Origin of the sequence: Rhodoglobus aureus (genome assembly GCF_039527955.1) — a bacterium.
Classification (GTDB): domain Bacteria; phylum Actinomycetota; class Actinomycetes; order Actinomycetales; family Microbacteriaceae; genus Rhodoglobus; species Rhodoglobus aureus.
In genome coordinates this window covers 35398-61422 of sequence record NZ_BAAAKW010000033.1, presented here as the reverse complement: position 1 = coordinate 61422, position 26025 = coordinate 35398, and the positions used below count along the sequence as shown (strand labels likewise).

Genomic DNA, 26025 nt, shown 5'->3' with positions numbered 1-26025 from the left:
AACATTGAGGCGTGTCTACACGTCTCTCTCAACTCTTTGTCCGCACGCTCCGCGAAGATCCCGTCGATGCCGAGGTAGCCAGCCACCGCCTTTTGGTGCGCGCCGGCTACATCCGTCGTCAAGCGCCAGGGGTGTTTGCGTGGTTGCCACTTGGGCTTAAGGTCCGTCGCAAGATTGAGGCGATCATCCGCGACGAGCTCGAATCGTTCGGCGCGCAAGAGGTGCACTTTCCGGCGCTACTGCCGCGCGAGCCTTATGAGCTAACCGGTCGCTGGGCAGAATACGGTGACGGAATCTTTCGCCTCAAGGACCGCCGCGACGTTGACTACCTATTGGCGCCAACGCACGAAGAGGTCTTCACACTGCTCGTAAAAGACCTCTACTCGAGCTACAAAGACTTGCCGCTGGCGCTGTACCAAATCCAAGACAAGTACCGCGACGAAGCTCGTCCGCGTGCTGGCCTACTGCGGGGGCGCGAGTTCTCGATGAAAGACAGCTACTCCTTCGATTACACGGATGCCGGACTCGACGTTTCGTACCAGCAGCACCGTGACGCCTACGAGCGAATTTTCACTCGCTTGGGCCTGGAGTACGTCGTGGTTGCGGCGGATGCGGGAGCCATGGGTGGCTCGAAGAGCGAAGAGTTCTTGCACCCCACCCCGATCGGCGAAGACACCTTTGTGCGCTCGGCTGGAGGCTATGCCGCGAACGTTGAGGCCTACCGCACGACCCCGCCTGAGGTGCAGTCGACTGAGGGCCTGCCCGAGCCACTGATTTTCGATTCGCCGAACACGCCAACCATCGACACGCTTGTCGCGCTGGCTAACGAGCAGCACCCGCGTGCTGACCGCGCCTGGAATGCCGCCGACACGCTCAAGAACGTGGTTCTTGCATTGAGTTCGCTCGACGGATCCCGTGAGCTCGTCGTCGTGGGTCTTCCCGGTGACCGCGATGTTGATCTCAAGCGCGCCGAGGTCGCCTTCGCGCCAGCAGAGGTCGAAGCGGCAACAGCAGAGGACTTCGCAGCGCTTGCCAAGCTGGAGGGAAACCCCGGCTTTGTGAAGGGCTACATCGGTCCGTGGTCGCCTGAAGGCGCTGTGATCGGTGAGAAGTCTGCAACCGGTGTTCGCTTCGTGCTCGACCCTCGTGTTGTTGACGGCACTCAGTGGATCACCGGAGCCAACATCCATGAAAAGCATGTGCTTGGTCTCGTAGCCGGTCGTGATTTTGTGGCTGATGGCACCGTCGAGGTTTCGGATGTACGCGAGGGTGATCCCGCCCCCGACGGCAGCGGCCCCATTGAGACTGCTCGCGGGATGGAGATTGGTCACGTCTTCCAGCTCGGTCGCAAATACGCAGAGGTCCTCGGCCTCAAGGTTCTCGACGAGAACGGCAAGCTCGTCACCGTCACGATGGGGTCGTACGGCATCGGCGTTACGCGACTGATGGCGGCAATTGCTGAAACGACAAACGATGGTAAGGGTCTCTTGTGGCCCAAGAACATCAGCCCGTTTGATGTACACATCGTGGCCGCGGGCAAAGACCCGGTCATTTTCGAAACCGCAGAGAACCTGGTTGCCTCGCTCGAGAGTGCGGGACTCGACGTGCTCTTCGACGACCGACTCAAGGTCTCGCCCGGCGTAAAGTTCGGCGATGCGGAGCTGCTTGGCGTGCCAAAGATCGTGATCGTTGGCCGCGATGCTGCCAGCGGAATGGTCGAGGTCTGGGATCGCATCACAAACGAGCGCACCAGCACAAGCCTCGATGAGGTTGGTGCGATGCTGTTGGGATAAGGCGGCTAAACTAGCCTATTCGGAGCCAGTGAGGCTCCGGTTTATCACCCCTAAATGAATATCGGAGGCCCTCAATGGATATCGACTTGAGCGTGCTGCGCATGATGGAGCGCGAGCGAGAGATACCGTTCGAAGAACTGGTGCAAATCATTGAGCAGGCAATCATGAGTGCCTATCTCAAGCACGTTGAGGCTCCTGAAGGTAAGGCTGCAGAGATTGCGCCGACGGCTCGCGTCGTCCTCGATCGCCAGACCGGCCACGTCAGTGTGTGGGTTCCTGAATACGACGACGAAGGTGCAATCGTTGGTGAGGCTGAAGACAGCCCCAGTGATTTTGGTCGCATCGCAGCTTTCGCAGCGAAACAGGTAATCAACCAGCGTCTTCGCGACATCGGTGACGACAAAGTTCTCGGCGAATTCAAAGGCCGCGAAGGCGACATCGTTGCCGGCGTCATCCAGCAGGGTCCTAACCCTCGGATGATCCACATCGATCTGGGTACCGTGGAGGCGATTATGCCTCCCGAGGAGCAGGTGCCTACCGAAGAGTACAAGCACGGTTCACGACTGCGCGTCTATGTCACTGCTGTGAATAAGGGTGACAAGGGTCCTCAAATCACGGTCAGCCGCACCCATCCTTCGCTCGTACGCAAACTCTTTGCACTTGAAGTTCCTGAGATCGCTAGCGGCATTGTTGAGATCACTTCGGTGGCTCGCGAAGCCGGTCACCGCACCAAGATGGCTGTTCGGGCAACCGAGCCGGGCGTCAACGCTAAGGGTTCGTGCATTGGCGAGCTTGGCCAACGTGTGCGCGCCGTAACAGCAGAGCTCAACAACGAGAAAATCGACATCGTCGACTACTCAGAGAATCTTGCCGTGTTTGTTGCGAATGCGCTCTCACCGGCCAAGGTCTCAAGCTCTTTTGTCATCGACGAAGCGACCAAAGCAGTCCGTGCCCTTGTTCCCGACTACCAGCTCTCGCTGGCGATCGGCAAAGAAGGCCAGAATGCGCGCCTGGCAGCCAAGCTGACCGGCGCACGCATCGACATTCAGCCAGACTCTATTCTCGACGACGAGTAGTCGCACGACCGCGGCCGGCTCTGCTCCCAGCGAGACAGTGTTGACCGCGGTCACGCGCCGCTCACACGTGCTGCTTACACGCCGACGTTAGGCGAGGGGAGTGCATGACCGGAGAGTAGGGGTATCATGGATGCAGTAAGAACGTGTATCGGCTGTCGTGCAAGCGGCAGCAGATCTTCGTTACTGAGGGTTATCGCATCTAACGGTGCGGTTGTGGCCGACCATTCGGCCGCACTTCCGGGGCGCGGTGCGTGGCTCCACCCCACATCCACGTGTTATGAGTCTGCAGTCAAACGCAGAGCTTTCGCACGTGCGTTGAAGGTGGGATCACCGCTAGATACCGGAGCACTTCTTTCAGTGTTAGCTGAATATGAGGCGGGACATCAACCGATGTCCCCTAACGAACAGGCTGATTGACCTATGGACAACTAATGAGCGGCTCTAAATGAGTTCCGTCCGTAATTAGTGGTCTGCCCCTGTCTGGGAGCAGACCCAGACAGGAGAAAAGTGGCTGCAAAACCACGCGTACACGAAGTCGCCGCCGAAGCAGGCGTCGATAGCAAGGCTGCACTAGCGAAGCTCAAAGAAATGGGCGAATTCGTTAAAGGCCCTTCGTCAAGTATTGAACCACCCGTTGCACGTCGGCTAAAGGCTGCCCTAGAAGCAGACGCCGCGAAAGCCCCAGCAGAGCCAGAGAAGCCCAAGGCTGCTCCCAAGGCCGCGCCTAAAGCTGCGCCGAAACCGAAGACCCCGATGCCCAGCGCTCCAACTCCTGCAGTCGATGCTGCCGAAGCTCCGGCTGCTGCACCCGAGCCAGTTTCAGGGCCTGCTCACGAACCAGAAGAGGGCGCGGCTCCCGCACCCTTGACAGTTGCAGAGCGTCAGGCTCAAGCGCTGGCCGCAGAAAAGGCTTTGGCCGCTGAGAAGGCATCCGCTGAATCTGGCGCAAAGCCAGAAGGCGACACTCCGGTTGCGCCGAGCCCCTCGGCGATTCCTCGTCCGGGCGCACCTCGTCCGGGCAACAATCCCTTTGCCTCCAACCAGGGAATGCAGCGCGGCGGGCCCGCTCGTCCGGGCAACAATCCCTACGCTTCCAACCAGGGTTCGCAACGTTCCGGTGCAGGCAGCGGCGCGGCTAGCGGAATTCCGCGCCCCGGTGCACCTCGTCCCGGCTCCCCGCGCCCCGGTGCGCCTCGCCCCGGAACGCCACGTCCTGGCGCTCCGCGTCCAGGCGGCCCCGGTCAGGGTGCACGTCCAGGTGGCTTCGGCCAGCGTCCCGGCGGCCCAGGTGGTCCCGGTGCCGGTGGCGGTCAGCGCCCAGGTGGCGCTGGTGGTGGAGCGCGTCCAGGTGGCGCACCCGGCAACAACTTTGGCCCTAACCGTCCGCCAGGCGGCGGTCGCGGTCGTGGACCGGGTGGCGGCACCGCAGGTGCCTTCGGTCGCGGTGGTGGCAAGAGCAAGGCACGTAAGTCGAAGCGGGCGAAACGGGCAGAGTTCGAGCTGAGAGCCGCTCCTTCACTGGGTGGCGTAAGCATTCCCCGTGGCGATGGCACCGAAGTTCTTCGCCTGCGTCGCGGTGCATCGATCTCCGATTTCGCTGACAAGATCGACACGAGCCCCGGCAATCTGGTTACCGTTCTGTTCCACCTGGGACAGATGGCAACCGCGACAGAGTCGCTCGACGAGGCAACCTTCAACATTCTGGGCGATGAGCTCGGTTACAAGATCGAAATGGTCTCGCCAGAAGAAGAAGACCGCGAGCTCCTGCTCGGCTTCGATATGGACCTCGATCAAGAACTCGAAGAGGAATCAGATGACGAACTCGTCATCCGTCCTCCCGTTGTCACGGTCATGGGTCACGTTGACCACGGAAAGACCAAGCTGCTTGACTCGATCCGGAACGCCAACGTTGTTGCTGGCGAAGCCGGCGGCATCACGCAGCACATTGGTGCTTACCAGGTTGTCAAAGAGCACGACGGCATCGAGCGTCCGATCACCTTCATTGACACCCCGGGTCACGAGGCGTTCACCGCCATGCGTGCACGTGGTGCGCAGGTTACTGACGTCGCGATTCTCGTGGTTGCAGCAGACGACGGAATCATGCCGCAGACGGTTGAAGCACTCAACCACGCTCAGGCAGCCAACGTTCCGATCGTTGTCGCAATCAACAAGATCGACAAAGAGGGCGCAAACCCGGCAAAGGTTCGCCAGCAGCTCACCGAATTCGGTCTCGTGGCTGAAGAATACGGTGGAGACACCATGTTCATGGACGTCTCGGCGCTCAACAAGATCGGCATCACCGAGCTTCTTGATGCTGTGCTCCTGACAGCGGATGCCGGACTCGACCTGCGCGCAAACCCCAACAAGGATGCTCGTGGTGTCGCGATCGAAGCCAAGCTCGACAAGGGTCGCGGTGCTGTTGCAACCGTGCTCATCCAGTCGGGAACGCTGTCGGTCGGAGACCCCATCGTCGCGGGAACCGCCTACGGCCGCGTTCGTGCGATGTTCGACGAGAACGGCGATTCGATCACCAAGGCCGAGCCGTCGCGCCCGGTTGCTGTACTTGGATTGACGTCGGTTCCCAAGGCCGGCGACGTGTTCCTCGTAACCGACGATGACCGTATGGCCCGTCAGATCGCCGAAAAGCGCGAAGCAGCAGAGCGTAACGCCCAGCTGGCTCGTAGCCGCAAGCGCATCAGCCTCGAGGACTTCACTAAGGCACTCGAAGACGGCAAGGTCGAATCGCTCAACCTCATCATCAAGGGTGACGTATCGGGAGCTGTTGAAGCCCTCGAAGAGTCGCTGCTCAAGATTGATGTTGATGACTCGGTACAGCTGCGTATCATCCACCGCGGTGTTGGTGCTGTTACCGAAAGCGACATCAACCTCGCAACGGTCGACAACGCGATCATCATCGGATTCAACGTTCGGCCCGACCCGAAGGCACGCGAACGCGCCGCCCGCGAAGGTGTCGACGTACGTTTCTACTCGGTCATCTACGCGGCACTCGAAGACGTCGAGAACTCGCTCAAGGGCATGCTCAAGCCCGAGTTCGAAGAAGTTCAGTCCGGTTTTGCCGAGATCCGCGAGATCTTCCGATCCTCCAAGGTCGGAAACATCGCTGGTGTCATCGTGCGATCGGGAACGATCACGCGAAACGCCAAGGCCCGAGTTATTCGCGATGGTGTCGTCGTTGGCGACAACCTGGCAATCGACTCGCTGCGTCGCTTCAAGGATGACGTTACCGAAGTCCGTACCGACTTCGAAGCCGGAATTGGTCTTGGCAAGTTCAACGACATCCAAATCGGTGACGAGATCGAAACAATTGANACCCGTCCGGCTTATGACGACAACCCGGTCAAGAAGCGGAGCTTCGCAAGCTTCTTGACCGGGTTGTCGTCAACGTCTCAGCTAGCCCCGAGGCAGATAGTAACTTAAGGAGTAGAGATGGTTGACGCAGCTCGCGCGGCGAAAATGGCCGACCGCATCAAGGTAATCGTTGCGAAGACTCTGGAGCGTGGCATCAAAGATCCACGACTCGGGTTCGTCACAATCACTGACGTTCGCGTCACCGGTGACCTGCAGCACGCCTCAGTCTTCTTCACTGTCTACGGCACCGACGAGGAGCGCTTCGACAGCGCGGCAGCCCTCAAGTCCGCGACTGGCCTCGTCCGTCGCGAAGTTGGCAAGAACCTCACAGCACGGCTGACCCCGTCGATCGAGTTCATCCCAGACGGTATTCCTGAGAACGCAGCGCTAATCGATTCACTCCTCACCGAGGCGCACCAACGCGACGCAACAATTGGTTCGTTGAAGCAGAACGCGACCTACGCCGGCGACGAAGACCCCTATGTAAAGCCTCGTGACTTTGCTGCCGAAGAAGAAGCAGCAGGCTTCGACGACGACGACGACGACGATGACGACGCGGTTTACGTCAGCAAAGACGACTAGGGCAACTCGTACTCAGAATCGACCTGCACGGCGAGTCCGTCGGTCAGTAGACCGCTGAGAGCTCGTTCGCGCTGGTCGGCATCAGGCCACACCTGAGCAATTTCATCGGTCGTTACTGGCACATCGCTCGCGCGTAATTCGGCGAGGATGAGGCCGCGGACTTGGCGATCTGATCCCTCGAATCGTTTCTGGGTCGCTTGGCGCTTTCCTTCATACGCCGGGTAGCCTGCTGCGCGCCACTGGCAGAGTTGCTTGATCGGACACTCATCGCACAGCGGCTTTCTGGCGGTGCACACAAGGGCGCCCAGTTCCATGACCGCTGCATTTGTTGCGCGAGCGGCATCGAGATCCCTGGGCAGGAGTTCTTCCATCGCTGCAAGGTCACGCTTAGTCGACGGCGGGCCGGCCTCTCCCTGCCCGAGTACCGCGCGAGCGATCACGCGTCGCACATTGGTGTCGACGACCGGATGTCGGTGCCCATACGCGAACGCGGCGACGGCGCGAGCCGTATAGTCTCCGATGCCGGGCAGCGCTAACAGTGTGGGCACGTCCTCAGGCACAACGCCACCGTGGTGTTCTGTAATCGCTGTGGCGGCGGCGTGCAGGTTGAGTGCGCGGCGCGGGTAGCCGAGGCGCTCCCAAGCGCGTACGGCGTCCCCGGGGGCAGCTGAGGCGAGCGAGGCAGGGGTCGGCCATCGCTCAAGCCACTGCTCCAAGCGCGGAATCACTCGCACGACGGGTGTCTGCTGCAACATAATTTCGCTGACGAGAATGCCCCAGGCGCCGAATCCGTCCTGACGCCAGGGAAGGTCACGACCGTGTTCGACGAACCATTCCCGTGTCAGCCGCGAGATTGTGCCGAGATCAGCGGCAGCTGTCTCAGCCGTCACTCGTCAGAGCCGCGTAACGAGCGGCGACATCGTCGGGGCTAAAGAACGTGCCGCTGTCTTCTACGGCGTGGACGAGTTCGACCATGAGCGTGTTCACGGGGGCACTGCTGCTGTTGGCGGCCGCGGCGAGTACGACGGCGCCGTTCAGGGCATCTACTTCGCTGAGTTGACCCCGTCGAATGCTCTGAAGGGTCGAACCGGGGTTGGGCGTGCGGCCCATACGGCTGGCCATGAGTCGAGGCAGCAGTTGGCCAACCCACAGCGGGGTTCGCGCAAAAGTGCGCAGTCGCCGATGGTTGAGACCTTGCAATTTTTCGAAGTGGATGCCAGAGGCTAGAGCCACCCGCACGGTCTCCCGCATACTTGCCGTCATCACGCGGCGGAGTTCAGAGTGTGAAATCACTGCCTGGACGCTGCGGCCGGTGATCGCGGGCAGGGCGTTGACCTGGTTGATCACGAGCTTTGTCCACTGTGCTCCGCGAAAGTTGGGCACGGCAAACGTTGGCATAACCTCGTTCAGGATGTGTGCTGCATATCGGGCAGGAACATCATTGTCACCAGTAACACCGAGATAGCTGGGGCCAGCAGCAGTGACATGGATTTTGCCGGGGGAGAGGAACGATGATGCGAAAGTCGCGAGGCCACCAATCACATCTGATCGTGGTGAGGCGCGTGTGGCGGTCGCGAGTGAGTCGAGCCCATTCTGAAAAATGACGACCGGTACATTGCGTAGGTACCTAATATTGTCGCGCAGTGCTTCTTCTGCGTCGTGTGCTTTCGTGGCCACGATCACAAGCTCGTTGATCCGGGTAAGCGTTGCTGCTGCCCTCATACGAGACTGGCTTTCGCCCCACGCGCCAGTGAGCGAGAGACCTGACTCACGGATGGCGTGAAGGTGAGCTCCGCGAGCAGTGACCTCAACATCGTTGCCAGCGCGGGCAAGCAACGCCGCAATTGCGCCGCCAACGGCACCCGCCCCAATGATGCCAATTCGCATATCCGAAGTCTATGTGCTCGACGGCGTATTCCTGTGGGGGCTGACCGGCGGTCTCGATAGGAGTGTGCAGTGAGAGAGAATTGGCTAATGTTGTTGCGCTGCCCATCTGGGGCCGACTGGTTGGGGAGGTACGGTCATGGCTAAGCCACCGCGCAACCCCGCAAGCGGAATTTTGTTCATCGACAAGCCACAGGGAATCACGAGCCACGGTGTCGTTGCCCGTGCGCGAGCATCCGTCGGCACCCGCAAGATTGGCCACGCGGGCACTCTTGACCCCATGGCGACGGGTCTACTCGTGCTCGGCGCGAACAATGCGACACGACTCTTGACCTATCTGGTCGGACTCGATAAGCAGTACATGGCCACGATTCGGCTCGGTGTGTCGTCGAACACCGATGACGCCGAAGGTGAACTTTCTGCCCCAGCGGATGTCGCAGCTCTCGCTGCGATCACCGATGAGGCCATTGCCGCAGCAGTTTCGCAGTTCACCGGCGCCATTATGCAGCGGCCAAGCTCCGTCAGTGCGATCAAGGTTGATGGCCGACGTGCCTACACCTTGGCTCGGTCTGGCGAAGAAGTGGTGTTAGCGGAACGTGCCGTGACAGTGTCGGCATTCGACGTGCTGGAGATCGCGCGCGACGAGTTCATCGATGTCAAGGTTCGTGTCGACTGCACCTCTGGCACCTACATCCGAGCGCTAGCGCGTGATGTGGGGGAGGTGCTGGGCGTTGGCGGCCACCTGACAGCGTTACGCCGCACCAAGGTTGGGCCCTTCAATGTTGAGACTGCGAGCACTCTCGCCGATGATCTTGAAGTTCACCTCATCGCGCCGGCCCAGGTGGCAGGAACCCTGTTCCCTACAGTGGAGATCGATGACCAGCAGGCGTTCGAACTCTCGCGCGGCCAGCAGATTCCGCTCGGCTCCGTCGGCACAGGCCCGATCGCCGTGGTGAACCCTGCTGGCCGTCTGATTGGTCTCGCCGAAGTCGTCGACGGGCGCACCCGCATCCTCTCGAATTTTCCAGCGGATGCCGCCGTAGTTCCCCAGCAAGGCGCACCGAGCGATGGTTGAGTGGTTTGTGGGGGTACAGGTGGTCATTGCGGTGCTTGCCGGCACAGCGGCAATCGTTGTTGGTCTCGCTGGCGTGAAGCCCAATGACTACACTCTGGGCGCCACCCTGCTCGTTGAGGCGCTCTTGGTTGTCCAACTGGTGATGGCGATTATCGCTCCCGCGTTCGGCAATGTCGCTACCGGCAGCGGCTTAGAGTTCTGGATCTATCTGGTTTCCGCCATCCTGATCCCGCCAGCAGCGGTCATGTGGGGACTCATCGAACGCAATCGCTGGAGCAGTGTTGTGTTGGGTGTTGCGTGCCTATCGATTGCCGTGATGGTCTACCGGATGAGCCAAATCTGGTTTGTGCAATTGGCCTAGGCCAGAGCGCCTAAAGTTGATGCGATGACTAGCAAGGATTCTTCTACCGCAACCGGCTTTGGCCGTGTGCTTATTGCCGTCTATGCGGTGATGGCGCTGGGTGCTACCGCCCGGTCGCTCTTTCAGATCGCGACCAAGTTTGATGACGCACCGGTTGCCTATCTTCTGTCGGCGCTCGCGGGGATTGTTTACATTGTGGCAACGGTCGCTCTTGTTCGCTCAGGTGCTGTCTGGTTCAGGATTGCTGCCGTTGCGATTATTTTCGAGCTCGTCGGTGTGCTGACGATCGGCACGCTCAGTCTCGTCGATGCCGTTTTGTTTCCTGCAGACACGGTGTGGTCATCGTTCGGGGCCGGCTACCTGTTTGTGCCTCTCGTACTTCCCGTTCTTGGCCTCATCTGGCTCTACCGGGTGCGAAATCCTCAGGAGAATCGCTGACATGGAGTTGTTCGAATCAATCGACGCTGTTCCGGATGACTTTGGTGCGGTCGCTCTAACGATTGGCAAGTTTGATGGCGTGCATGGTGGCCATCGCGCGGTGCTTGAGCGCCTGCAGCAGATAGCTGCTGAGCGGTCATTGCGTTCGGTGGTTGTGACCTTTGACCGCAATCCGATGAGTTTGTTGAAGCCTGAGTCCTGCCCTCAACCGCTCGTGAGCACAGGGCAAAAGCTGGAGCGGCTTGGTTCCACCGGTGTTGATGCAACTCTCGTTCTTACTTTTGATCGTGCATTGAGCGAAGTCAGCGCCGAAGATTTCGTCGCAACGGTGTTGGCCGGTGCTCTCGAGACTCGGGTCATTCTTGTTGGTGCAGACTTCCGTTTCGGGGCACAGGGCGCTGGCGACGTTGAGTTGCTGCGTACGCTCGGCGAGAAACACGGTTTTGAGGTCATCGTCATCGATGACATTGAGCTCGAGGCTGGCCGTCGCATTTCATCGACGTTCGTGCGAGAGCTGCTCGCCGATGGCCAGGTGGCCGAGGCTGGTCGCATTCTTACGGCGCTGCATTCCGTGCGCGGCATTGTGGTGCTCGGTCAGCAGCGCGGTCGTGAGCTTGGCTACCCGACTGCGAATCTTGAGCGGATGCCCGAGGGCTTCATTCCCGCGGATGGTGTGTATGCGGCGTGGTTGGTCGTCGACGGAACGAGATTCGCCGCGGCGGTCTCGATCGGCAACAATCCAACCTTCGAGGGAGTGGCTGAGAAGCAGGTCGAAGCCCACGCTCTGGATCAAGACTTCGACATTTATGGCAAACGCGTTGAGATCGAGTTTGTCGACTTCATCCGTGGAATGGTGAAGTTCTCCTCGATTGATTCTCTGGTCGAGGAGATGCGCCGCGATGAAGAAACTGTGAGAACTATCTTGGGCGTCCCCGCGAAAGCGACGCTCTACAAGTAGAATCGTTCGAATGACTACTAGCACCCGCACTCTCTGGCGAGGGCGAATTCTTGCACTCCTAGGCATCCTTTTTATTGCCTTGAACGTGCGCACCGCGGTTGCCGCAATTTCTCCCATTCTTGGGGTCATCGAGAACGATATTCCGCTCTCGAGCTTGGGGCTCGGCGTGCTCGGGATGTTGCCGCCGGTGGCCTTTGCCTTTGCCGGCATCGGCGCACCTGCGTTGGCCCGCGCCCGCGGTCTCGACGCGAGCTTGTTGATCGCGGCTATTGCGATGGTGCTTGGCTCGGGCATCCGCGCTGTCAGCGACAACTACGTCATGCTGGCGCTCGGCAGCATCATCGCACTCGGCGGAATGGGAATCGGAAACATCCTGTTGCCGCCTGCCGTCAAGAAGTACTTCCCGGATCGCCTGGGCACCGTTACTGGCGGCTATGTCATGCTCGTGTCGCTGGGTGCTGCGATCCCCGCATTCTTTGCCGCCCCGGTGGCGGAGGTGGCCGGATGGCGTGTGTCGGTTGCCGTGTGGGCTCTGTTAGCGCTCACTGCTCTTGTTCCATGGCTTGTGCTCTGGGTGCGGGGGCGTCATGCGCGTCGCACCGCGGCAAGCGACGCAGCCGTGCTGTCAACGTCGAGCAGCATTTCGGTGTGGTCGATGGCGCGTTCGAGGACAGCCTGGGCGATCACTATCGCGTTTGCTGTCTCGTCGATCAGTTTTTACTCGTTTTTTGCGTGGCTACCCGAGATCCTGATCGAGTCGGCCGACATGACCCCTGTCGAGGCGGGGGCGATGTTGTCGCTCTTTGGGCTAATCGGGATCCCGCTTGGCATCGTGAGCCCCATTTTGGTGACTCGGATCTCCAACGTTGGCCTCGTCATGATTGGCGGAGTTATCGCCGGCGCCGCGGGATTCCTCGGGCTCGCTTTCGCGCCGACAACACTGACCTGGCTGTGGGTCGTTTTCGTCGGCATCGGGAGCATCATGTTCCCGCTGAGCCTTGTGCTCATCAACCTGCGCACGCGTAGCCACGAAGCTTCAGCCGCACTCAGTGGTTTCGTGCAGAGCGTTGGTTACACGGTTGGCGCGCTCGGTCCATTCGCCGTGGCCTTAGTTCGCGAGCTTTCTGGGGGGTGGGTTGCGCCACTGATGCTGCTGCTCGCGACAAGCTTGCTGGCCATCCTCAGTGCGTTCTGGCTGACTCGGCCGCGATTCGTCGAGGATGAACTGTGCATTCCCGTAGGCGAACTCGCCGATTAGGCTCGTGCGACCTCGCTGAGTCGCTCCGGGTGGTGCACGAGGGCTGCAGCACCGATGAGGGGACCGTCGCTGGAGAGTGCGGATGCCACGACACGAACCTTCGTGATGAACGGGAACGGTGCGCGTTCGGTGATGGCGTCGGCGACGAGGTCGATGTAGTCGGCGGCAACGTGGGAGAAGCCACCACCGATTGCGACGAGTTCGAGGTCAACGAGGGCGGTAGCCGAGGCGATTCCGTGACCTACTGCGCGAGCAGATCGGCGCACGGCGCTGACCGCGACTTGGTTGCCTGCGGCATAGTCTGCCGCGAGTTCTTCTCCGGTGGTGCCGGTCCAACCGTGAGCTTGAGCCCATTCGACAGTCTTGGGGCCCGACGCAACTGCTTCGACGCAGCCCGTTCCGCCGCATCCGCATGCCGTGTCTTCGCCGCCGACTTCGATGTGGCCGAAGTGGCCGCCGTTGCCTGTGGGGCCGTCGATAAGTCGGTCATCGAGAATGAGCCCTCCGCCGACCCCGGTTGAGACGACCATTCCCATGAAGTACTTCACTCCACGGGCCGCGCCAATCCAGTGTTCAGCCAGAGCGATGCAGTTTCCGTCGCCACGAAGGGCAACAGAAAGGCCGGGGAGTTCTTCTTCGACTAGAGCGCGAACGCCGTAGCCGCGCCACGCGGGCAGGTTCAAGGGGGAGACTTCACCGCGAGAAACCGAGATTGGGCCGGCGCTGCCGATACCGGCGCCGAGTAGTTCAGCCCCATCCGGGAGCGTTGCGCTTGACTGCCGAACAACGCGGCGAACGTTCTCGGCGAGTTGTTCGCTCGACGAAGTGCGGCCCGTTGGTGCGCGAAAACGGCTTGTTGCGAGAACGACACCGTTCGGGTCAACGACGGCAGCCTCGACTTTGGTTCCGCCAATGTCGATGGCGAGGGCATAACGATTCGATGTGGTGGTGGTCACGGCATCCACCTTATTGGGTGCACGGGGTGGTGGATGTGCACTGTCCGTCATTCGTGGGGCGTTCAGCTTCAGGGTGTTGGCTGCGCATGTGCGCAACTTTCAGTCGCTAAAGTTGCTCATCTGAGCAAGGACTCCCGCATTTGTTGCAGCAGGGTGCGCGGGGCTCTATCGTTGAGGACAGGAGGCAGCAGTGGACGAATCAACCGAACTCTTGGCCGTGCGCGTTGCCGAGCTGTACTACGAAGAAAACAAGACTCAAGACGAAGTCGGTGCCCTCCTGGGCATCACCCGCTGGAAAGTGGGCCGCCTTCTTACCCGCGCCCGCGAAGTCGGGATTGTGCGCATCGAGATCGTCCACCCTCGTGCCAGGCGGTTAGATGTCGAACGCCAGCTCAGAGATCGCTTCGGCCTCAAAGACGCGGTCGTTGTTCCGCTGCCCGCCGACGACGAAGAGGTTAGCCCTCGCGTTGCCCAAGCGGCTGCCGATTACCTTGCGGCCGTCCGCCCCATTCCGCGCACTCTCGGCGTGAGCTGGGGTCGCACCCTCGATGAGGTCGCTCGACTGCTTGCCCCCGGGTGGACTGTTGGCGTCCAGGTCGTGCAGATCAATGGTGGTGTGAGTCTCAATAGCAAACAGGGAACTGCAGCACAGACCGCTGTGACGATCGCCCAGAAGGGCCACGGTCAGGCAACACTGCTGCCGATCCCCGCAATTCTTGAGCAGGTCGAAACGAAACGTGCGGTCGAACGTGACCGCGCTGTTGCTAGCGTTCGGGCGCTTGGTGCTTCGGCATCCGCGTATCTGTATAGCGCCGGGGTTGCTGGTGCGAGCTCGGTGCACGTCGATAGCGGCTATTTGACTGAAGCTGATGTTGACGAGCTCGTCGCGAAAGGCGCCGTCGGCGATGTCGTCGGGCGGTATATCGATCGCAATGGCGCGATCGTCGATTCGACTCTGGATGAGCGCACGGTGGGCATCGGTCTTGATGAGCTACGTGCAGCAGAGCATGCAATTTTTGTCGTCGCTGGCGACGCTAAACATGACGTCGCGCGCGCCGTCGTTACGAGTGGGTTGTGTTCCGTCATCGTTACCGATGAGGCCACAGCACACGCACTTCTGGAGGAAACCACATGACAATCGAATCGGCCATCGCGCTCGCTCCTGCTGAGCGCGCGGTCAATCTCATCGGTGCAGATCTGACCGAGAAATCTCTCAAGCTTCACCTTGAGGGCCTCTCGGGCGTCGACGCGGTCGGCCTTGAGCAGCGTGCTGCTGGTCTCGGTACGCGCTCGATCAAGACCACGTCAAAGGCGTGGGCTCTCGACACCATCATCAAGCTCATCGACCTCACGACCCTTGAGGGTGCAGACACCCCAGGAAAGATTCGTTCACTCGCCGCTAAAGCCGTGCTTCCTGACCCTTCGGATGCCTCTACACCCCAGGTCGCTGCGGTCTGCGTTTATGGCGACATGGTTCCCTACGCGGCAGATGCATTGGGGTCAGCATGGTCGAACGGCTCAGACAATGGAATCAACGTTGCCGCTGTTGCGACTGCGTTCCCCAGTGGCCGCTCATCGCTTCCCATCAAGATTGCTGATACCAAGGAAGCCGTAGCTAACGGTGCTGACGAGATCGACATGGTCATTGACCGTGGCGCATTCCTCTCCGGCAAGTACGGTGTCGTCTTCGATCAGATCGTTGCCGTAAAAGAGGCGTGCCGTCGCGAAAGTGGCACCTACGCCCACCTCAAGGTGATCCTTGAAACCGGCGAACTCAACACCTACGACAACGTTCGCAAAGCATCGTGGTTGGCGATTCTTGCCGGGGGAGACTTCATTAAGACGTCCACCGGAAAGGTCGCCCCAGCAGCAACGCTGCCCGTCACGCTGCTGATGCTTGAGGTTGTGCGCGACTGGCACCTACTCACCGGTGAAAAGATCGGCGTGAAGCCGGCCGGCGGCATCCGCAGTTCTAAAGATGCGATCAAGTATCTGGTGACTGTCGCTGAAACTGTCGGCGAGGAGTGGCTGCAGCCGCACCTGTTCCGTTTCGGTGCATCCAGTCTCCTCAATGACGTTCTCATGCAGCGTCAGAAGCTCTCCACCGGCCACTACTCCGGCCCCGACTACGTCACGATTGACTAAGGCACACCATGACTGAGAATGACAAAGCACTGAGCGTGAAAGCACCAAGCTTTCTCGACTACGCGCCAGCCCCAGAATCGACTTCGATTCTCCACCTGAAGAAGCATTATGGTCTCTTCATTGACGGTGAGTTTGTAGACGGGCGCGGAGAAGCGTTCACCACAATTTCGCCAGCAACGGAGAAAGAGATCGCCTCGATCTCCAACGCAAACAACGCTGACGTGGATGTCGCAGTTGCGGCCGCCCGTAAGGCCTACGACCGCACGTGGTCGAAGCTGTCTGGTGCAGACCGCGGCAAGTACCTATTCCGCATCGCCCGTCTCGTGCAGGAGCGCGCACGCGAGCTTGCTGTCGCCGAGAGCCTCGACAACGGCAAGCCGATCAAGGAGAGCCGCGACGTTGACATCCCTCTCGTTGCTGCGTGGTTCTTCTACTACGCCGGTTGGGCTGACAAGCTCGACTACGCCGGCCTGGGCCCGAATCCGCAGTCACTCGGTGTTGCCGCTCAGGTGATCCCGTGGAACTTCCCGCTGCTCATGCTGGCGTGGAAGATCGCTCCGGCGCTCGCGGCAGGAAACACTGTCGTGATTAAGCCGGCCGAGACCACACCGCTGAGCGCAATGATTTTTGCCGAGATCCTGCAGCAGGCTGACCTGCCCAAGGGTGTCGTCAACATCGTTACCGGCGCAGGCGACACAGGCCAAGCGCTCGTCAACCACCCTGATGTCAACAAGGTCGCCTTCACTGGCTCAACCGGTGTTGGCCGTGCGATAGCTAAGTCCATCGCGGGCAGCGGCAAGAAGGTCACCCTCGAGCTCGGTGGAAAGAACGCGAACATTGTCTTCGACGACGCGCCTATCGATCAGGCCATTGAAGGAATTGTCAACGGCATCTTCTTCAACCAGGGTCACGTCTGCTGTGCAGGATCTCGCCTTCTGGTTCAGGAGAACATCCACGATGAGGTCGTCGACCGTCTCAAGGCGCGACTCTCGACCTTGCGAATGGGCGACCCGCTCGACAAGAACACCGACATCGGGGCAATCAACTCCCAAGCTCAGCTCGACCGCATCCGTGAACTCAGCAACGTCGGCGAAGCCGAAGGCGCCGAGCGCTGGACCGCCGACTGCGCGATCCCCGAGAACGGTTTCTGGTTTGCGCCGACGATCTTCACGAACGTGTCAACCTCGAGCCGCATTGCTCGCGAAGAGGTCTTCGGGCCCGTACTGAGCGTCATGACGTTCCGCACCCCGGCCGAAGCCATCGCCAAGGCCAACAACACGCCCTACGGGCTGTCTGCGGGCATCTGGAGCGACAAGGGCTCGCGCATCCTCGCCGTGGCCGACAAACTGCGTGCCGGCGTGATTTGGGCCAATACGTTCAACCGTTTCGATCCTGCGTCGCCGTTCGGTGGCTACAAGGAGAGTGGCTACGGCCGCGAGGGTGGCCGTCACGGACTGGCCGCTTACCTAGAATCTGCTGGATGGGCCGCGCCCGCCGTCACGAAAGGTGGCAAGAAATGACCCGTCTCACGGTTCCTAAGACCTACAAGCTCTACATCGGTGGCAAGTTCCCGCGCAGCGAGAGCGGCCGCACCTATGAGGTAGCCACCAAGAAGGGCGCCTTCCTCGCGAATGCAGCCTTGGCAAGCCGCAAGGATGCTCGGGATGCCGTTGTCGCGGCTCGCGCAGCCTTCAGCGGTTGGTCGGGAGCAACCGGCTACAACCGCGGACAGGTGCTGTACCGCATCGCCGAACTGCTGGAGGGTCGTCGCGAGCAATTCATCGACGAACTGATGGCAACGGAGTCGCTGTCGAAGGCGGCGGCAACTGCGCAGCTCGACACCGCGATTGATGCGTGGGTTTGGTATGCGGGCTGGGCAGACAAATACGTGCAGGTTGCGGGAAACGGCAACCCGGTCTCTGGCCCGTACTTCAACCTCTCTACGCCCGAGCCCACTGGTGTTATCGCGATTGTTGCCCCGCAGGAGTCGTCATCGCTGCTCGGCCTAGTGAGCGTTATCGCTCCGGCGCTCGTCAGCGGCAACACCGTTGTGGTCGTTGCGCATCAGGGCGCGCCGCTCAGCGCGATCAGCCTCTCTGAGGTGCTCGCAACGAGTGATGTTCCCGGTGGCGTCGTCAACATCCTCACCGGTTCGCCCGCCGAGATCGCGCCGTGGCTTGCTAGCCACGCGGATGTCAATGGTCTCGACCTTGCTGGAGCCGAACAGCTCGAGTGGGTGGACCTTCAGATCGCGGCTGCCGACACGTTAAAGCGCGTTTCCGGGCCGGTAGTTGGTGTTCCTGCACCGTCGATTGAGCGCGTTGTGCAGTGGACCGAGACCAAGACGGTGTGGCACACGAAGTCTCTGATTTAGTAGGGAAGTGCGGCGTGAAGCTTGCCCAACGCGATTATCGGCGGATACTTGCTGGGTGATGTTCTTTTCACGCCGCACTCTTACTCGCATCAGTAGCGCACTGTTTGCGCTGCTGATTGCTGCAGTCGTGCTGCCGTTTGCCACCGCATTGCCTGCCAGCGCGGCCCCGGCAGACACGATTTACAGCTTGGTGAACCAAGCGCGGTGGGATGCCGGTAAACGCGGTCTCATTCGCAACTCGGCGATGGACACCGTCGCGCTCAGTTGGGCCAAACAAATGGCCGCGAATAACACGTTGTCTCACAACCCGAACTACTCGACTCAGATCCCAAGCGGCTGGAATAAGGCTGGCGAGAACGTGGCCCAGGGCCACCGCACCGCGCAAGCAATGCACGATGGCTGGATGGCCTCGTCCCCTCACAGAGCGAACATTCTTGGGTCGTTCACCGACGTCGGCATCGCGTTCTACGAGAGCGGTGGAACAACCTGGGGTGTGCAAGTTTTCGCGAACTATGCCGGTCACACTGGGCCAGGCGCGCCTGCGCCTGCTCCTGCTCCTGCTCCAGCGCCTGCTCCAGCGCCTGCGCCTGCGCCTGCTCCCGCCCTCAAGGCGGAGCCCTCCAAGGCGAGCGACCCGAGCCCAGCCGCGACGCCAGACGCGACTGCGAGCGCCGACGCTGCGCAAGGCGCGACGAACACGCCGACGCCTTCAGCATCCGCTGGTGGATCAAGTGACACCGACTCTCAGCCGCCTTCGAGCATGTCGCCGGAAGAATTACAGGCGAACCTCTACGGCGACAAGCCTGACCAAGCGTGGATCGTGTGGGTATTCTTCGGCGGCATTGTGCTGCTCGGTGGCGTCGGTTGGTTTGTGGTCTGGCGCAGGCGCTCTCTGCCTTAGGTACAAACTGAGGCAGGCGTTCTAGGCTCGAATGTTTCCGTAGTACTGTGCGCTGCTTCTCAGTTGCGCTGTTTAGGGTTCTCACATGCGCGTTCTTGTAACTGGAGCAACAGGATATTTGGGTGGCCGACTCGTTCCTCGGCTGATCGATGCAGGGCACACCGTGCGTGTGCTTGTACGTAACCCCCGCAAGCTGCGTGACGTTCCGTGGCGAGACGATGTCGAGACAGTTGTCGGCGATCTAACGGATGCCGCAACCCTGAGTGATGCGGTCACCGACATCGATGCGCTCTACTACTTAGTGCATGCAATGGGCGCCAAGGGCGACTTTGAAGAGACCGAAAAATTGTCAGCGATCAATGTGGCCGACGCAGCGAAGAGCGCTGGAGTTTCCCGCATCGTCTATCTCGGCGGTCTCCACCCTGAGGGCGACATCAGCGGGCTCAGCCGCCACTTGCGCAGTCGCGCCGAGGTCGGGCGCATCCTCATGGATTCGGGTGTGCCCACGATCGCCTTCAACGCGGGTGTCGTGATCGGCTCAGGGTCGGCATCATTCGAGATGATCCGTCACCTCACCGAAGTCTTGCCGTACATGCCGGCGCCACAGTGGGTGCGAAATTTCATTCAGCCGATCGCCGTGCGCGATGTTCTCTATTACTTAGTTTCCGCGCTTGAGTTGCCCCAGGAGCTCAACCGCAGTTTCGACATCGGTGGACCGGATGTGCTGCGTTACGGCCAGATGATGAACGGTTACGCTCTCGAGGCTGGCCTTCACCAACGCCCCATCGCGTCGTTGCCGGTGCTGACTCCCTGGCTCGCCTCGCAGTGGGTAAATCTGGTGACTCCCATTCCCCGGCTGCTAGCTGTGCCGATCATCGAGTCGCTTCAGTTTGACTGCATCGTGCGCGATGATTCCATTTCTGATTTTATTCCGGCACCAGAGGGTGGCCTCACGGGCTATCGCGCTTCGGTGCGGTTGGCGCTCGTCAAGATGCGCGACGGCGAAGTGGAGACGAGTTGGCAGAATGCCACGGTTGCTGGTGCCCCGAGTGACCCGATCCCGAGCGATCCTGAGTGGACTGGCCACACGGTTTTCACGGACCTGCGCGAACGTCGCACTCCCGCGTCACCAGAAGCTCTCTGGGCGGTTGTTGAAGGTATTGGTGGTGAGAACGGGTGGTATTCGTTCCCGCTGGCGTGGGCTCTGCGGGGCTGGGCTGACAAGCTGGTTGGTGGGGTCGGTCTTCGACGGGGGCGTCGTCATCCGAGCACTCTCAACACGGGGGATGCACTCGACTTTTGGCGAGTCGAAAGCATCGACCGCGGGCACAGTCTTCGCCTTCGTGCTGAGATGAGACTGCCGGGTCGGGCATGGCTCGAATTGACCGTTGACGAGAGTGGCGGCGGCTCGCTCTATCGACAGCGCGCAGTGTTTTTCCCGAGTGGTTTGGGCGGCCGCCTGTATTGGCTCGCGATCCTTCCATTTCACGGCGTGATTTTTAGCGGCATGGTCAACAGGATCGTCGCGGCAGCAGAAACCGACGACGCGGACTGAGCGTGCTCCGCGAGCGCTCGGATTACGCTACTTTTGACTAATGTCTGGAATCGTCGTAGTCGGCAGTGCAAATATTGATCAGGTCTTTCGTGTGGATCGTATCCCTTCGCCGGGAGAGACCGTGCTTTCGCATGGAGTGAGCACTGCTCTCGGGGGCAAAGGTCAAAACCAAGCCGTCGCTGCAGCTCGCGCTGGAGTCGAAACGACCTTCATCGGTGCGGTTGGAGCGGACTCCTTTGGCGAGATGGTCCGCTCGGGCCTGAGCGACGATGCGATTGGTGTCGCCCAACTGCGCACCTCAGTCAAGCCCACAGGCACCGCGCTCATTGCTGTCGACGGCACAGGCGAAAACACGATCATTGTCGAGCCGGGCGCCAACAGCGAAGTTGCTGCTCTCACCAGCGCGGATGTCGAAGCGATCAGTGCTGCATCAGCCCTGGTGATGCAGTTGGAGATTCCGCTCGCCACCGTCGTTGAAGCAGCAGGTATTGCTCAGGCGGTTGGCACGCGCGTTATCCTGAATGCTGCTCCCATCCAGGAGCTGCCCCAGGGGTTGCTCGACACGCTTGATGTGTTGATTGTGAACGAGCATGAGGCTGCTGAGTTGGCCCGCTATAACGGCCTCGCTCCTGAGCTTGACGGGTTGGGGGAGCGACTGCTCGCCCTTGTTCCAACCGTGATCGTGACCTTGGGCTCCAAGGGTGCATCTTTGCATCGGGCAGGGTCCGAGGAGGTTGTGGTCCCTGCTCATCGGGTTACCGCGGTCGACGCCACCGGGGCAGGCGACACTTTCTGTGGTGCCTTCGCTGCGGGCATCGTCGAGGGGATGCTGGCGGATGACGCTCTGCGATTCGCGGTAGCTGCGGCATCCATTTCGGTGGAGAGCCACGGGGCGGTGCCGTCGATCCCGCTGCGTGCTGCTATTGAGACACGCGCAAAAGAATCCGGCAATTTGATAACAGATTGATAACAGGCTCGCTATAGTGGGGAAACCGTGAACGTGCGGCAACCCGACAAAGGATGGCGAGTCAATGGTGACATCGCAGAACCCGGCACCTGCATATCGTGACCAACGCGTGCGCAGAGCCACCCTTGCAGCAGCAATCGTCACCGCGATCACTCTCGCGCTAGTGCTGAACGCCAACGTCACGCGTGTTCATGCCGCCGGCGCATTCTCATCTCTCCGTTCGCCAGGGGAGGCCGCCTTCATTGCGGGCCATCGCGGCGACAAAACGGTCGCGCCAGAGAACACACTCCAGGCACTCGGCCAGGCGCTCAATAGCGCGGCAGACTACGTCGAAACTGACGTGCAGCTCACCGCTGACGGTGTCCCGGTGCTCATGCACGACTGGACGGTTGATCGAACAACCAATGGCACTGGCCCGGTGTGGAATTACAGCTACGAGGAGTTGTCAGCGCTCGACGCTGGTTCGTGGTTCGGAGAAGAGTTTGCCGGCGCAACGGTGCCTTCGCTCGAAGAATTTCTCAATTTGCTGCGCTGGTCAACTAAGAACGCGATCCTCGAGCTCAAAGGCTCTTGGACTGATGAACAAGTAGGGCTCATCGCCGATTTGATTGCACGTCACGGCGTCAGCGATCACGTCATGATCGGCAGTTTTGACATCATGACGCTGCAAGCATTGCAGCGGGTGAGCCCGGAGCTGCCGGGAATGCTCATCGTTCGCGACATCGTTGGAGACCCCGGCGCGCTTGCGGCGGCCGCGGGAGCAGTGGCCCTAGTGACCAGCAAGAAGGCCATTACGCAAGACCCCGAACTTGTGGAACGAGTGCATGATGCCGGTCTCGGCATACTCATCTACACGCTCAACGACTCTGAGACGTGGTCGGATGCCGTGTCGTTGGGCGTTGACGGAATCGTTACCGATCGTCCGGCCGAGTTGGGACAGTGGATCGCACAGGAGTTCACCGATCCCGACAACCTACCCTTCGCCAAGGGCGTGCACGCTGCGGGTTAGAGCGAGGCGATTAGCGCCCGATAAAAGTCGATGCCGTCGAGGTAGCTGCTGACCAGCATCCGTTCGTTCCGTGCGTGAAGTGTGTCTCGCACCTCGCGAGCCATCGCAAACGGAGTGAACCGGTAGACGCCGCGACTAATGCGCGTGAAGTGGCGGCTGTCTGTTGCGCCGTTCTGAACGTAGGGAGTGACGATGGTTCCCGGAAAGCTCTTCTCGATCGTTGATCGTAGGAGCCCCCACGCGAGTCCAGCGGTTGGCGAGACCGATGACGGTTCACCAGGGGACTCAACAGTGATCCTGACGCGCTTGTCGCCGATGGCTCGGTTCACATGCTTGAGAGTTGCTTCCAAGCTGGAATTCACAGCGATTCGAACATTGATGATTGCGGTGACACGTTCGGGCAGCGCATTCGTAGCATGGCCGCCTTCCAGCATTGTCACGGCCTGTGTTGTGCGCAGCATTGCAGCCAGTTCGTCGCTCCTGCGCACGAGAATCGGCACGAGTACCGGCCGTGTCCACGACACGTTGCGCAACAGGAACCCGGTAAACCCTCCAGCATGTTCTCCCAGAGTGCGAAGCAGGTCAGCGCCAGTGGGAGTCAGATGAGCAGGGAATGGGCTCGAGTTGAGTCGAATAATCGCGTGCGCGAGTCGAACTGCGGCAGGCGTGCGCGGCGGTGTGGATGCGTGTCCGCCAGATTGATCCACGGTCAAGCGCAAGGTGGCCGCACCTTTTTCGGCGACCCCGACCACAGCCATGGGTGCTTCTACTTGGTCGAATACGTCGTCGACGATCGCACCACCCTCATCGAGCACCATGACGGGTTTCACTCCACGCCTCTCAAGCAGATCAACGATCGCTGACGCTCCGGTGCCGTGTGTTTCTTCGTCGTGCCCAAAGCACAGGTAAATGTCTTGAGCGGGAACCAGCCCAGCTTCTAGCTGGGACTCAACCGCTTCGAGGATCGCAACTACCGAACCCTTGTTGTCGAGTGTTCCGCGGCCCCAGATGAGCCGCTCGTCGCCTTTGCCACTCAATTCACCGGCGAAAGGTGGGCGTTTCCATCCTTCAGGGGGCGCAGCTACAACGTCATAGTGTGCCAACAGCACCGAAGGCTCAGCGGATGACCGCCCACGCCAACGAAAAACGAGAGAGTAATCGAGCACCGTTTCACGCTCGAGGCGACTGTGGCACAGCGGATAGAGTTTGCGCAACGCTAGGGCGAAGCGGGTGAACTCGGTCCACTCGGTAGCGTCGGCGTCTTCGCGAGAAACTGTAGGGATTCGCACGAGCTCTTGCAGGTGTTCGACAGCCAAGGCACTCTTCATACGTCGACTCTATCGAGAGCGGGGCTGTGATTGCCGCCACTCTGGGGTCGCGATTCTTGAGGAAGGAACACTGTGGCTCAACCGTTGCCGACAGCCAAAGGCAGGGGCGCACGAAAACGGGGCGTACTTGTCGGTGCGATTGTTCTGGGATTCGCCGCAATTGCGGCGCCAACGATGGCGAACGCCGCGACGGTGACGACGAACGGTTCCTCAGCCTCGGCTGCAGCCGCTGCGAGAGCCGCGCATCCACATGCCGCCCCTGGAATAGTGCGCGCCGGAGTTGATGACTTTGAATTCGACACCTACGATGCTGACTTCTTTCTTGATCGCGATGGTGAGGGTCGATCGACTTTGCGCACCATCGAGACGTTCGTTGCCATGTTCCCTGCTAATCAAAACAAAGGGATGCGGCGCGCAATACCCGACTACTACGAGGGTGCGCCGGTCACGGTGTCGAACATTTCGGTTACCGACGAGGCCGGAACACCGCGCCCATTTGTGGTCGAGAACGATGAAGGTTTCACCCTCGTGACGAGTGCGGCTGACTCGTTCGTCGATGGCGCTCAGACTTACGTCTTCAGCTATGAGCAGTCGGATGTCACGCGATACTTTTCGAACACGGATGCCGATGAGTGGTACTGGGATACCAACGGCACGGGGTGGGATCAGCCCTTTGGTGACGCGACTGCCACCGTTCATTTGGGGGACGGGCTCGCGGAGGCTCTAATCGCAGAGCCGCGCTGCTATTGGGGTTACGAAGGCTCTACTGAGCTCTGTGACATCAGTGCCAACGGTTCGAATCAATACGTTGCCGTGCACAGTTCGCTAGGTGCCGGCCAAAACATGACCGTCCTATTTGGGTTCGAGCCCGGTACCTTTACGGCTCGCGATAGTTCTTATTTCGCAACAGGTGCCGGTTTCGTGCAGCCTCTTGGAGCGTTTGGGGCGCTCGCAGCCTTAGTTTGGGCGTTCCGTACACGCCGAACGAAACTTGCGGATGCCGCAGGACGACCAACGATCATTGCGGAGTATGCTCCTCCTCGCGACGTGCCGATCGTGTCTGCAGCTCTCCTGCTTGGCAAGCGAAATAAGGTAATCGCCGGGCAGATTCTCGACTTTGCGGTGAACAGAAAGCTGCGAATTCTCGAGTCGGAGTCGAAGGGATTCTTCTCATCACACACTGACTATCGTCTCGAGCTGGTCGACCCGACGGGCGCGCGTGGAGCGGAACTCGATATCCTGCGCGCGCTGTTTGGCAAGTCATTGCAGCACGGAGCAGTGCGCGATCTTGCCAAGGCCGACCAGAAGCTCAGCCAGAAGCTCTACAAGATCGTCGAGCGCGCAAACTCTGGGCTCGTGGCTGCTGGCTTCCGCCGCAAAGTATCGGCGAGCAGCTATCTGCCCATCGTTGTTTCGGTGATCGCGGCTGCCGTATCCATCTTCTTCGGGATAGTTCTGATCGACGGCTCCTTTGGGATAGCGATCCCGTTTGTGCTGATTGGCTTCGCTATTGCCTCGGGGATCGCGACCCTAGTGTTGCTGTTCCGTACGCCGGTGACCGCTCGCGGCGCCGAAGCTCGTGATCATCTCGAGGGACTTGAGCTGTACATCCGGCTGGCCGAAGCTGACCGACTGCGGATGTTGCAGAGCCCCAAGGGTGCGCTGCGTGAGCGAAACGAGTCAACAGGTGACAGTGACGTGCTCAAGGTCTATGAAAAACTCTTGCCATATGCGGTGCTGTTCGGGCTCGAAAAACAGTGGTCAGAGGAGCTAGGCCGGTACTACACGGAGCACTCGCCCGACTGGTACGCAGGTTCGGGCGCCTTCAACGGCGTTGTCTTTGCTTCCAGCATCTCGAGCATTTCTGATTCCATCGCGAGTTCCTATACCGGCAGCGCCTCGAGTAGTTCCAGCGGAGGTTCTGGCGGCGGCGGTTCTTCGGGTGGTGGTGGTGGTGGTGGTGGCGGTGGCGGCGTCTAGCGCTCGTTCACCTCTC

At 60.3% G+C, this 26025-nt stretch carries 22 protein-coding genes and 1 pseudogene; 19 read left to right on the top strand and 4 right to left on the bottom strand.

Features of this window, described 5'->3' with window-relative positions:
• The first annotated feature begins 11 nt into the window (after window positions 1-11).
• The 5 genes and pseudogenes from ABD112_RS10085 (at window position 12) to rbfA (ending at window position 6820) form a co-directional block, all read left to right on the top strand.
• Window positions 12-1793, top strand: coding sequence for a proline--tRNA ligase (locus tag ABD112_RS10085; protein ID WP_343925516.1), 1782 nt, complete (start codon window positions 12-14; stop codon window positions 1791-1793).
• Between the two features lie 74 nt (window positions 1794-1867).
• Window positions 1868-2869 carry a transcription termination factor NusA gene (gene nusA / locus ABD112_RS10080; protein WP_343925515.1) on the top strand — a complete coding sequence of 334 codons (1002 nt, stop codon included), beginning with the start codon at window positions 1868-1870 and terminating at the stop codon, window positions 2867-2869.
• 126 nt (window positions 2870-2995) lie between these two features.
• The gene (locus tag ABD112_RS10075) at window positions 2996-3286 is read left to right on the top strand and encodes a YlxR family protein (RefSeq protein ID WP_343925513.1); all 291 of its coding nucleotides are present in this window, start codon (window positions 2996-2998) and stop codon (window positions 3284-3286) included.
• Between the two features lie 90 nt (window positions 3287-3376).
• A pseudogene (infB, locus tag ABD112_RS10070) lies at window positions 3377-6196 on the top strand (translation initiation factor IF-2); the annotation flags it as partial.
• A 120-nt stretch (window positions 6197-6316) separates the two neighbouring features.
• Window positions 6317-6820 (top strand): 30S ribosome-binding factor RbfA, encoded by a 504-nt coding sequence (gene rbfA / locus ABD112_RS10065; RefSeq protein ID WP_343925509.1) that lies wholly within the window; start codon window positions 6317-6319, stop codon window positions 6818-6820.
• On the opposite strand, the gene ABD112_RS10060 is transcribed toward rbfA, so the two are convergent.
• On the bottom strand, window positions 6817-7710 hold the full coding sequence (locus ABD112_RS10060) for an HhH-GPD family protein (RefSeq protein WP_343925507.1): 894 nt from the start codon (window positions 7708-7710) through the stop codon (window positions 6817-6819). The genes rbfA and ABD112_RS10060 overlap by 4 nt on opposite strands.
• On the bottom strand, window positions 7700-8707 hold the full coding sequence (locus tag ABD112_RS10055; protein ID WP_343925506.1) for a ketopantoate reductase family protein: 1008 nt from the start codon (window positions 8705-8707) through the stop codon (window positions 7700-7702). Before ABD112_RS10055 ends, ABD112_RS10060 begins: the two co-directional genes overlap by 11 nt.
• A 136-nt stretch (window positions 8708-8843) precedes the next feature.
• Here ABD112_RS10055 and truB point away from each other — a divergent pair, with 136 nt between their 5' ends.
• The 5 genes from truB to ABD112_RS10030 are packed head-to-tail and all read left to right on the top strand — an operon-like array spanning window position 8844 to window position 12794.
• Window positions 8844-9779 (top strand): tRNA pseudouridine(55) synthase TruB, encoded by a 936-nt coding sequence (truB, locus tag ABD112_RS10050; RefSeq protein ID WP_343925505.1) that lies wholly within the window; start codon window positions 8844-8846, stop codon window positions 9777-9779.
• A complete protein-coding gene (locus tag ABD112_RS10045) occupies window positions 9772-10140 on the top strand; it encodes a hypothetical protein (protein ID WP_343925503.1) in 369 nt (122 codons plus the stop codon). Before truB ends, ABD112_RS10045 begins: the two co-directional genes overlap by 8 nt.
• A 24-nt stretch (window positions 10141-10164) precedes the next feature.
• On the top strand, window positions 10165-10578 hold the full coding sequence (locus tag ABD112_RS10040; protein WP_343925501.1) for a hypothetical protein: 414 nt from the start codon (window positions 10165-10167) through the stop codon (window positions 10576-10578).
• A gap of 1 nt (window position 10579) precedes the next feature.
• Window positions 10580-11536: a bifunctional riboflavin kinase/FAD synthetase gene (locus tag ABD112_RS10035; protein ID WP_343925499.1), complete on the top strand. Its 957-nt coding sequence runs from the start codon at window positions 10580-10582 to the stop codon at window positions 11534-11536.
• Window positions 11537-11546: 10 nt separating this feature from the next.
• Window positions 11547-12794 carry an MFS transporter gene (locus tag ABD112_RS10030; RefSeq protein WP_343925498.1) on the top strand — a complete coding sequence of 416 codons (1248 nt, stop codon included), beginning with the start codon at window positions 11547-11549 and terminating at the stop codon, window positions 12792-12794.
• Here the strand turns inward: ABD112_RS10030 and ABD112_RS10025 are convergent.
• Window positions 12791-13750, bottom strand: coding sequence for an ROK family protein (locus ABD112_RS10025; protein ID WP_343925497.1), 960 nt, complete (start codon window positions 13748-13750; stop codon window positions 12791-12793). The two genes, ABD112_RS10030 and ABD112_RS10025, sit on opposite strands and share 4 nt — an antisense overlap.
• 190 nt (window positions 13751-13940) lie before the next feature.
• Here ABD112_RS10025 and ABD112_RS10020 point away from each other — a divergent pair, with 190 nt between their 5' ends.
• The 8 genes from ABD112_RS10020 (at window position 13941) to ABD112_RS09985 (ending at window position 22701) form a co-directional block, all read left to right on the top strand.
• Window positions 13941-14885 (top strand): sugar-binding transcriptional regulator, encoded by a 945-nt coding sequence (locus ABD112_RS10020; protein WP_343925495.1) that lies wholly within the window; start codon window positions 13941-13943, stop codon window positions 14883-14885.
• On the top strand, window positions 14882-15895 hold the full coding sequence (deoC, locus tag ABD112_RS10015; protein ID WP_343925494.1) for a deoxyribose-phosphate aldolase: 1014 nt from the start codon (window positions 14882-14884) through the stop codon (window positions 15893-15895). Before ABD112_RS10020 ends, deoC begins: the two co-directional genes overlap by 4 nt.
• An 8-nt stretch (window positions 15896-15903) precedes the next feature.
• Complete coding sequence (locus ABD112_RS10010) at window positions 15904-17415, top strand: aldehyde dehydrogenase family protein (protein ID WP_343925493.1); 1512 nt, start codon at window positions 15904-15906, stop codon at window positions 17413-17415.
• Entirely contained in the window at window positions 17412-18269 is an 858-nt protein-coding gene (locus tag ABD112_RS10005) for an aldehyde dehydrogenase family protein (protein ID WP_343925491.1), read from the top strand. Before ABD112_RS10010 ends, ABD112_RS10005 begins: the two co-directional genes overlap by 4 nt.
• 58 nt (window positions 18270-18327) lie before the next feature.
• Window positions 18328-19170, top strand: a complete 843-nt coding sequence (locus ABD112_RS10000; RefSeq protein ID WP_343925616.1) for a CAP domain-containing protein — start codon at window positions 18328-18330, stop codon at window positions 19168-19170.
• Window positions 19171-19255: 85 nt separating this feature from the next.
• A complete protein-coding gene (locus ABD112_RS09995) occupies window positions 19256-20725 on the top strand; it encodes an SDR family oxidoreductase (protein WP_343925489.1) in 1470 nt (489 codons plus the stop codon).
• A gap of 40 nt (window positions 20726-20765) precedes the next feature.
• Complete coding sequence (locus ABD112_RS09990; protein ID WP_343925488.1) at window positions 20766-21692, top strand: ribokinase; 927 nt, start codon at window positions 20766-20768, stop codon at window positions 21690-21692.
• Window positions 21693-21756: 64 nt separating this feature from the next.
• Window positions 21757-22701 carry a glycerophosphodiester phosphodiesterase gene (locus ABD112_RS09985; protein ID WP_343925486.1) on the top strand — a complete coding sequence of 315 codons (945 nt, stop codon included), beginning with the start codon at window positions 21757-21759 and terminating at the stop codon, window positions 22699-22701.
• Here the strand turns inward: ABD112_RS09985 and ABD112_RS09980 are convergent.
• Entirely contained in the window at window positions 22698-24029 is a 1332-nt protein-coding gene (locus ABD112_RS09980; protein WP_343925484.1) for a M20/M25/M40 family metallo-hydrolase, read from the bottom strand. The genes ABD112_RS09985 and ABD112_RS09980 overlap by 4 nt on opposite strands.
• 72 nt (window positions 24030-24101) lie before the next feature.
• Here ABD112_RS09980 and ABD112_RS09975 point away from each other — a divergent pair, with 72 nt between their 5' ends.
• On the top strand, window positions 24102-26009 hold the full coding sequence (locus ABD112_RS09975; protein ID WP_343925482.1) for a DUF2207 domain-containing protein: 1908 nt from the start codon (window positions 24102-24104) through the stop codon (window positions 26007-26009).
• The last annotated feature ends 16 nt before the right edge of the window (window positions 26010-26025 follow it).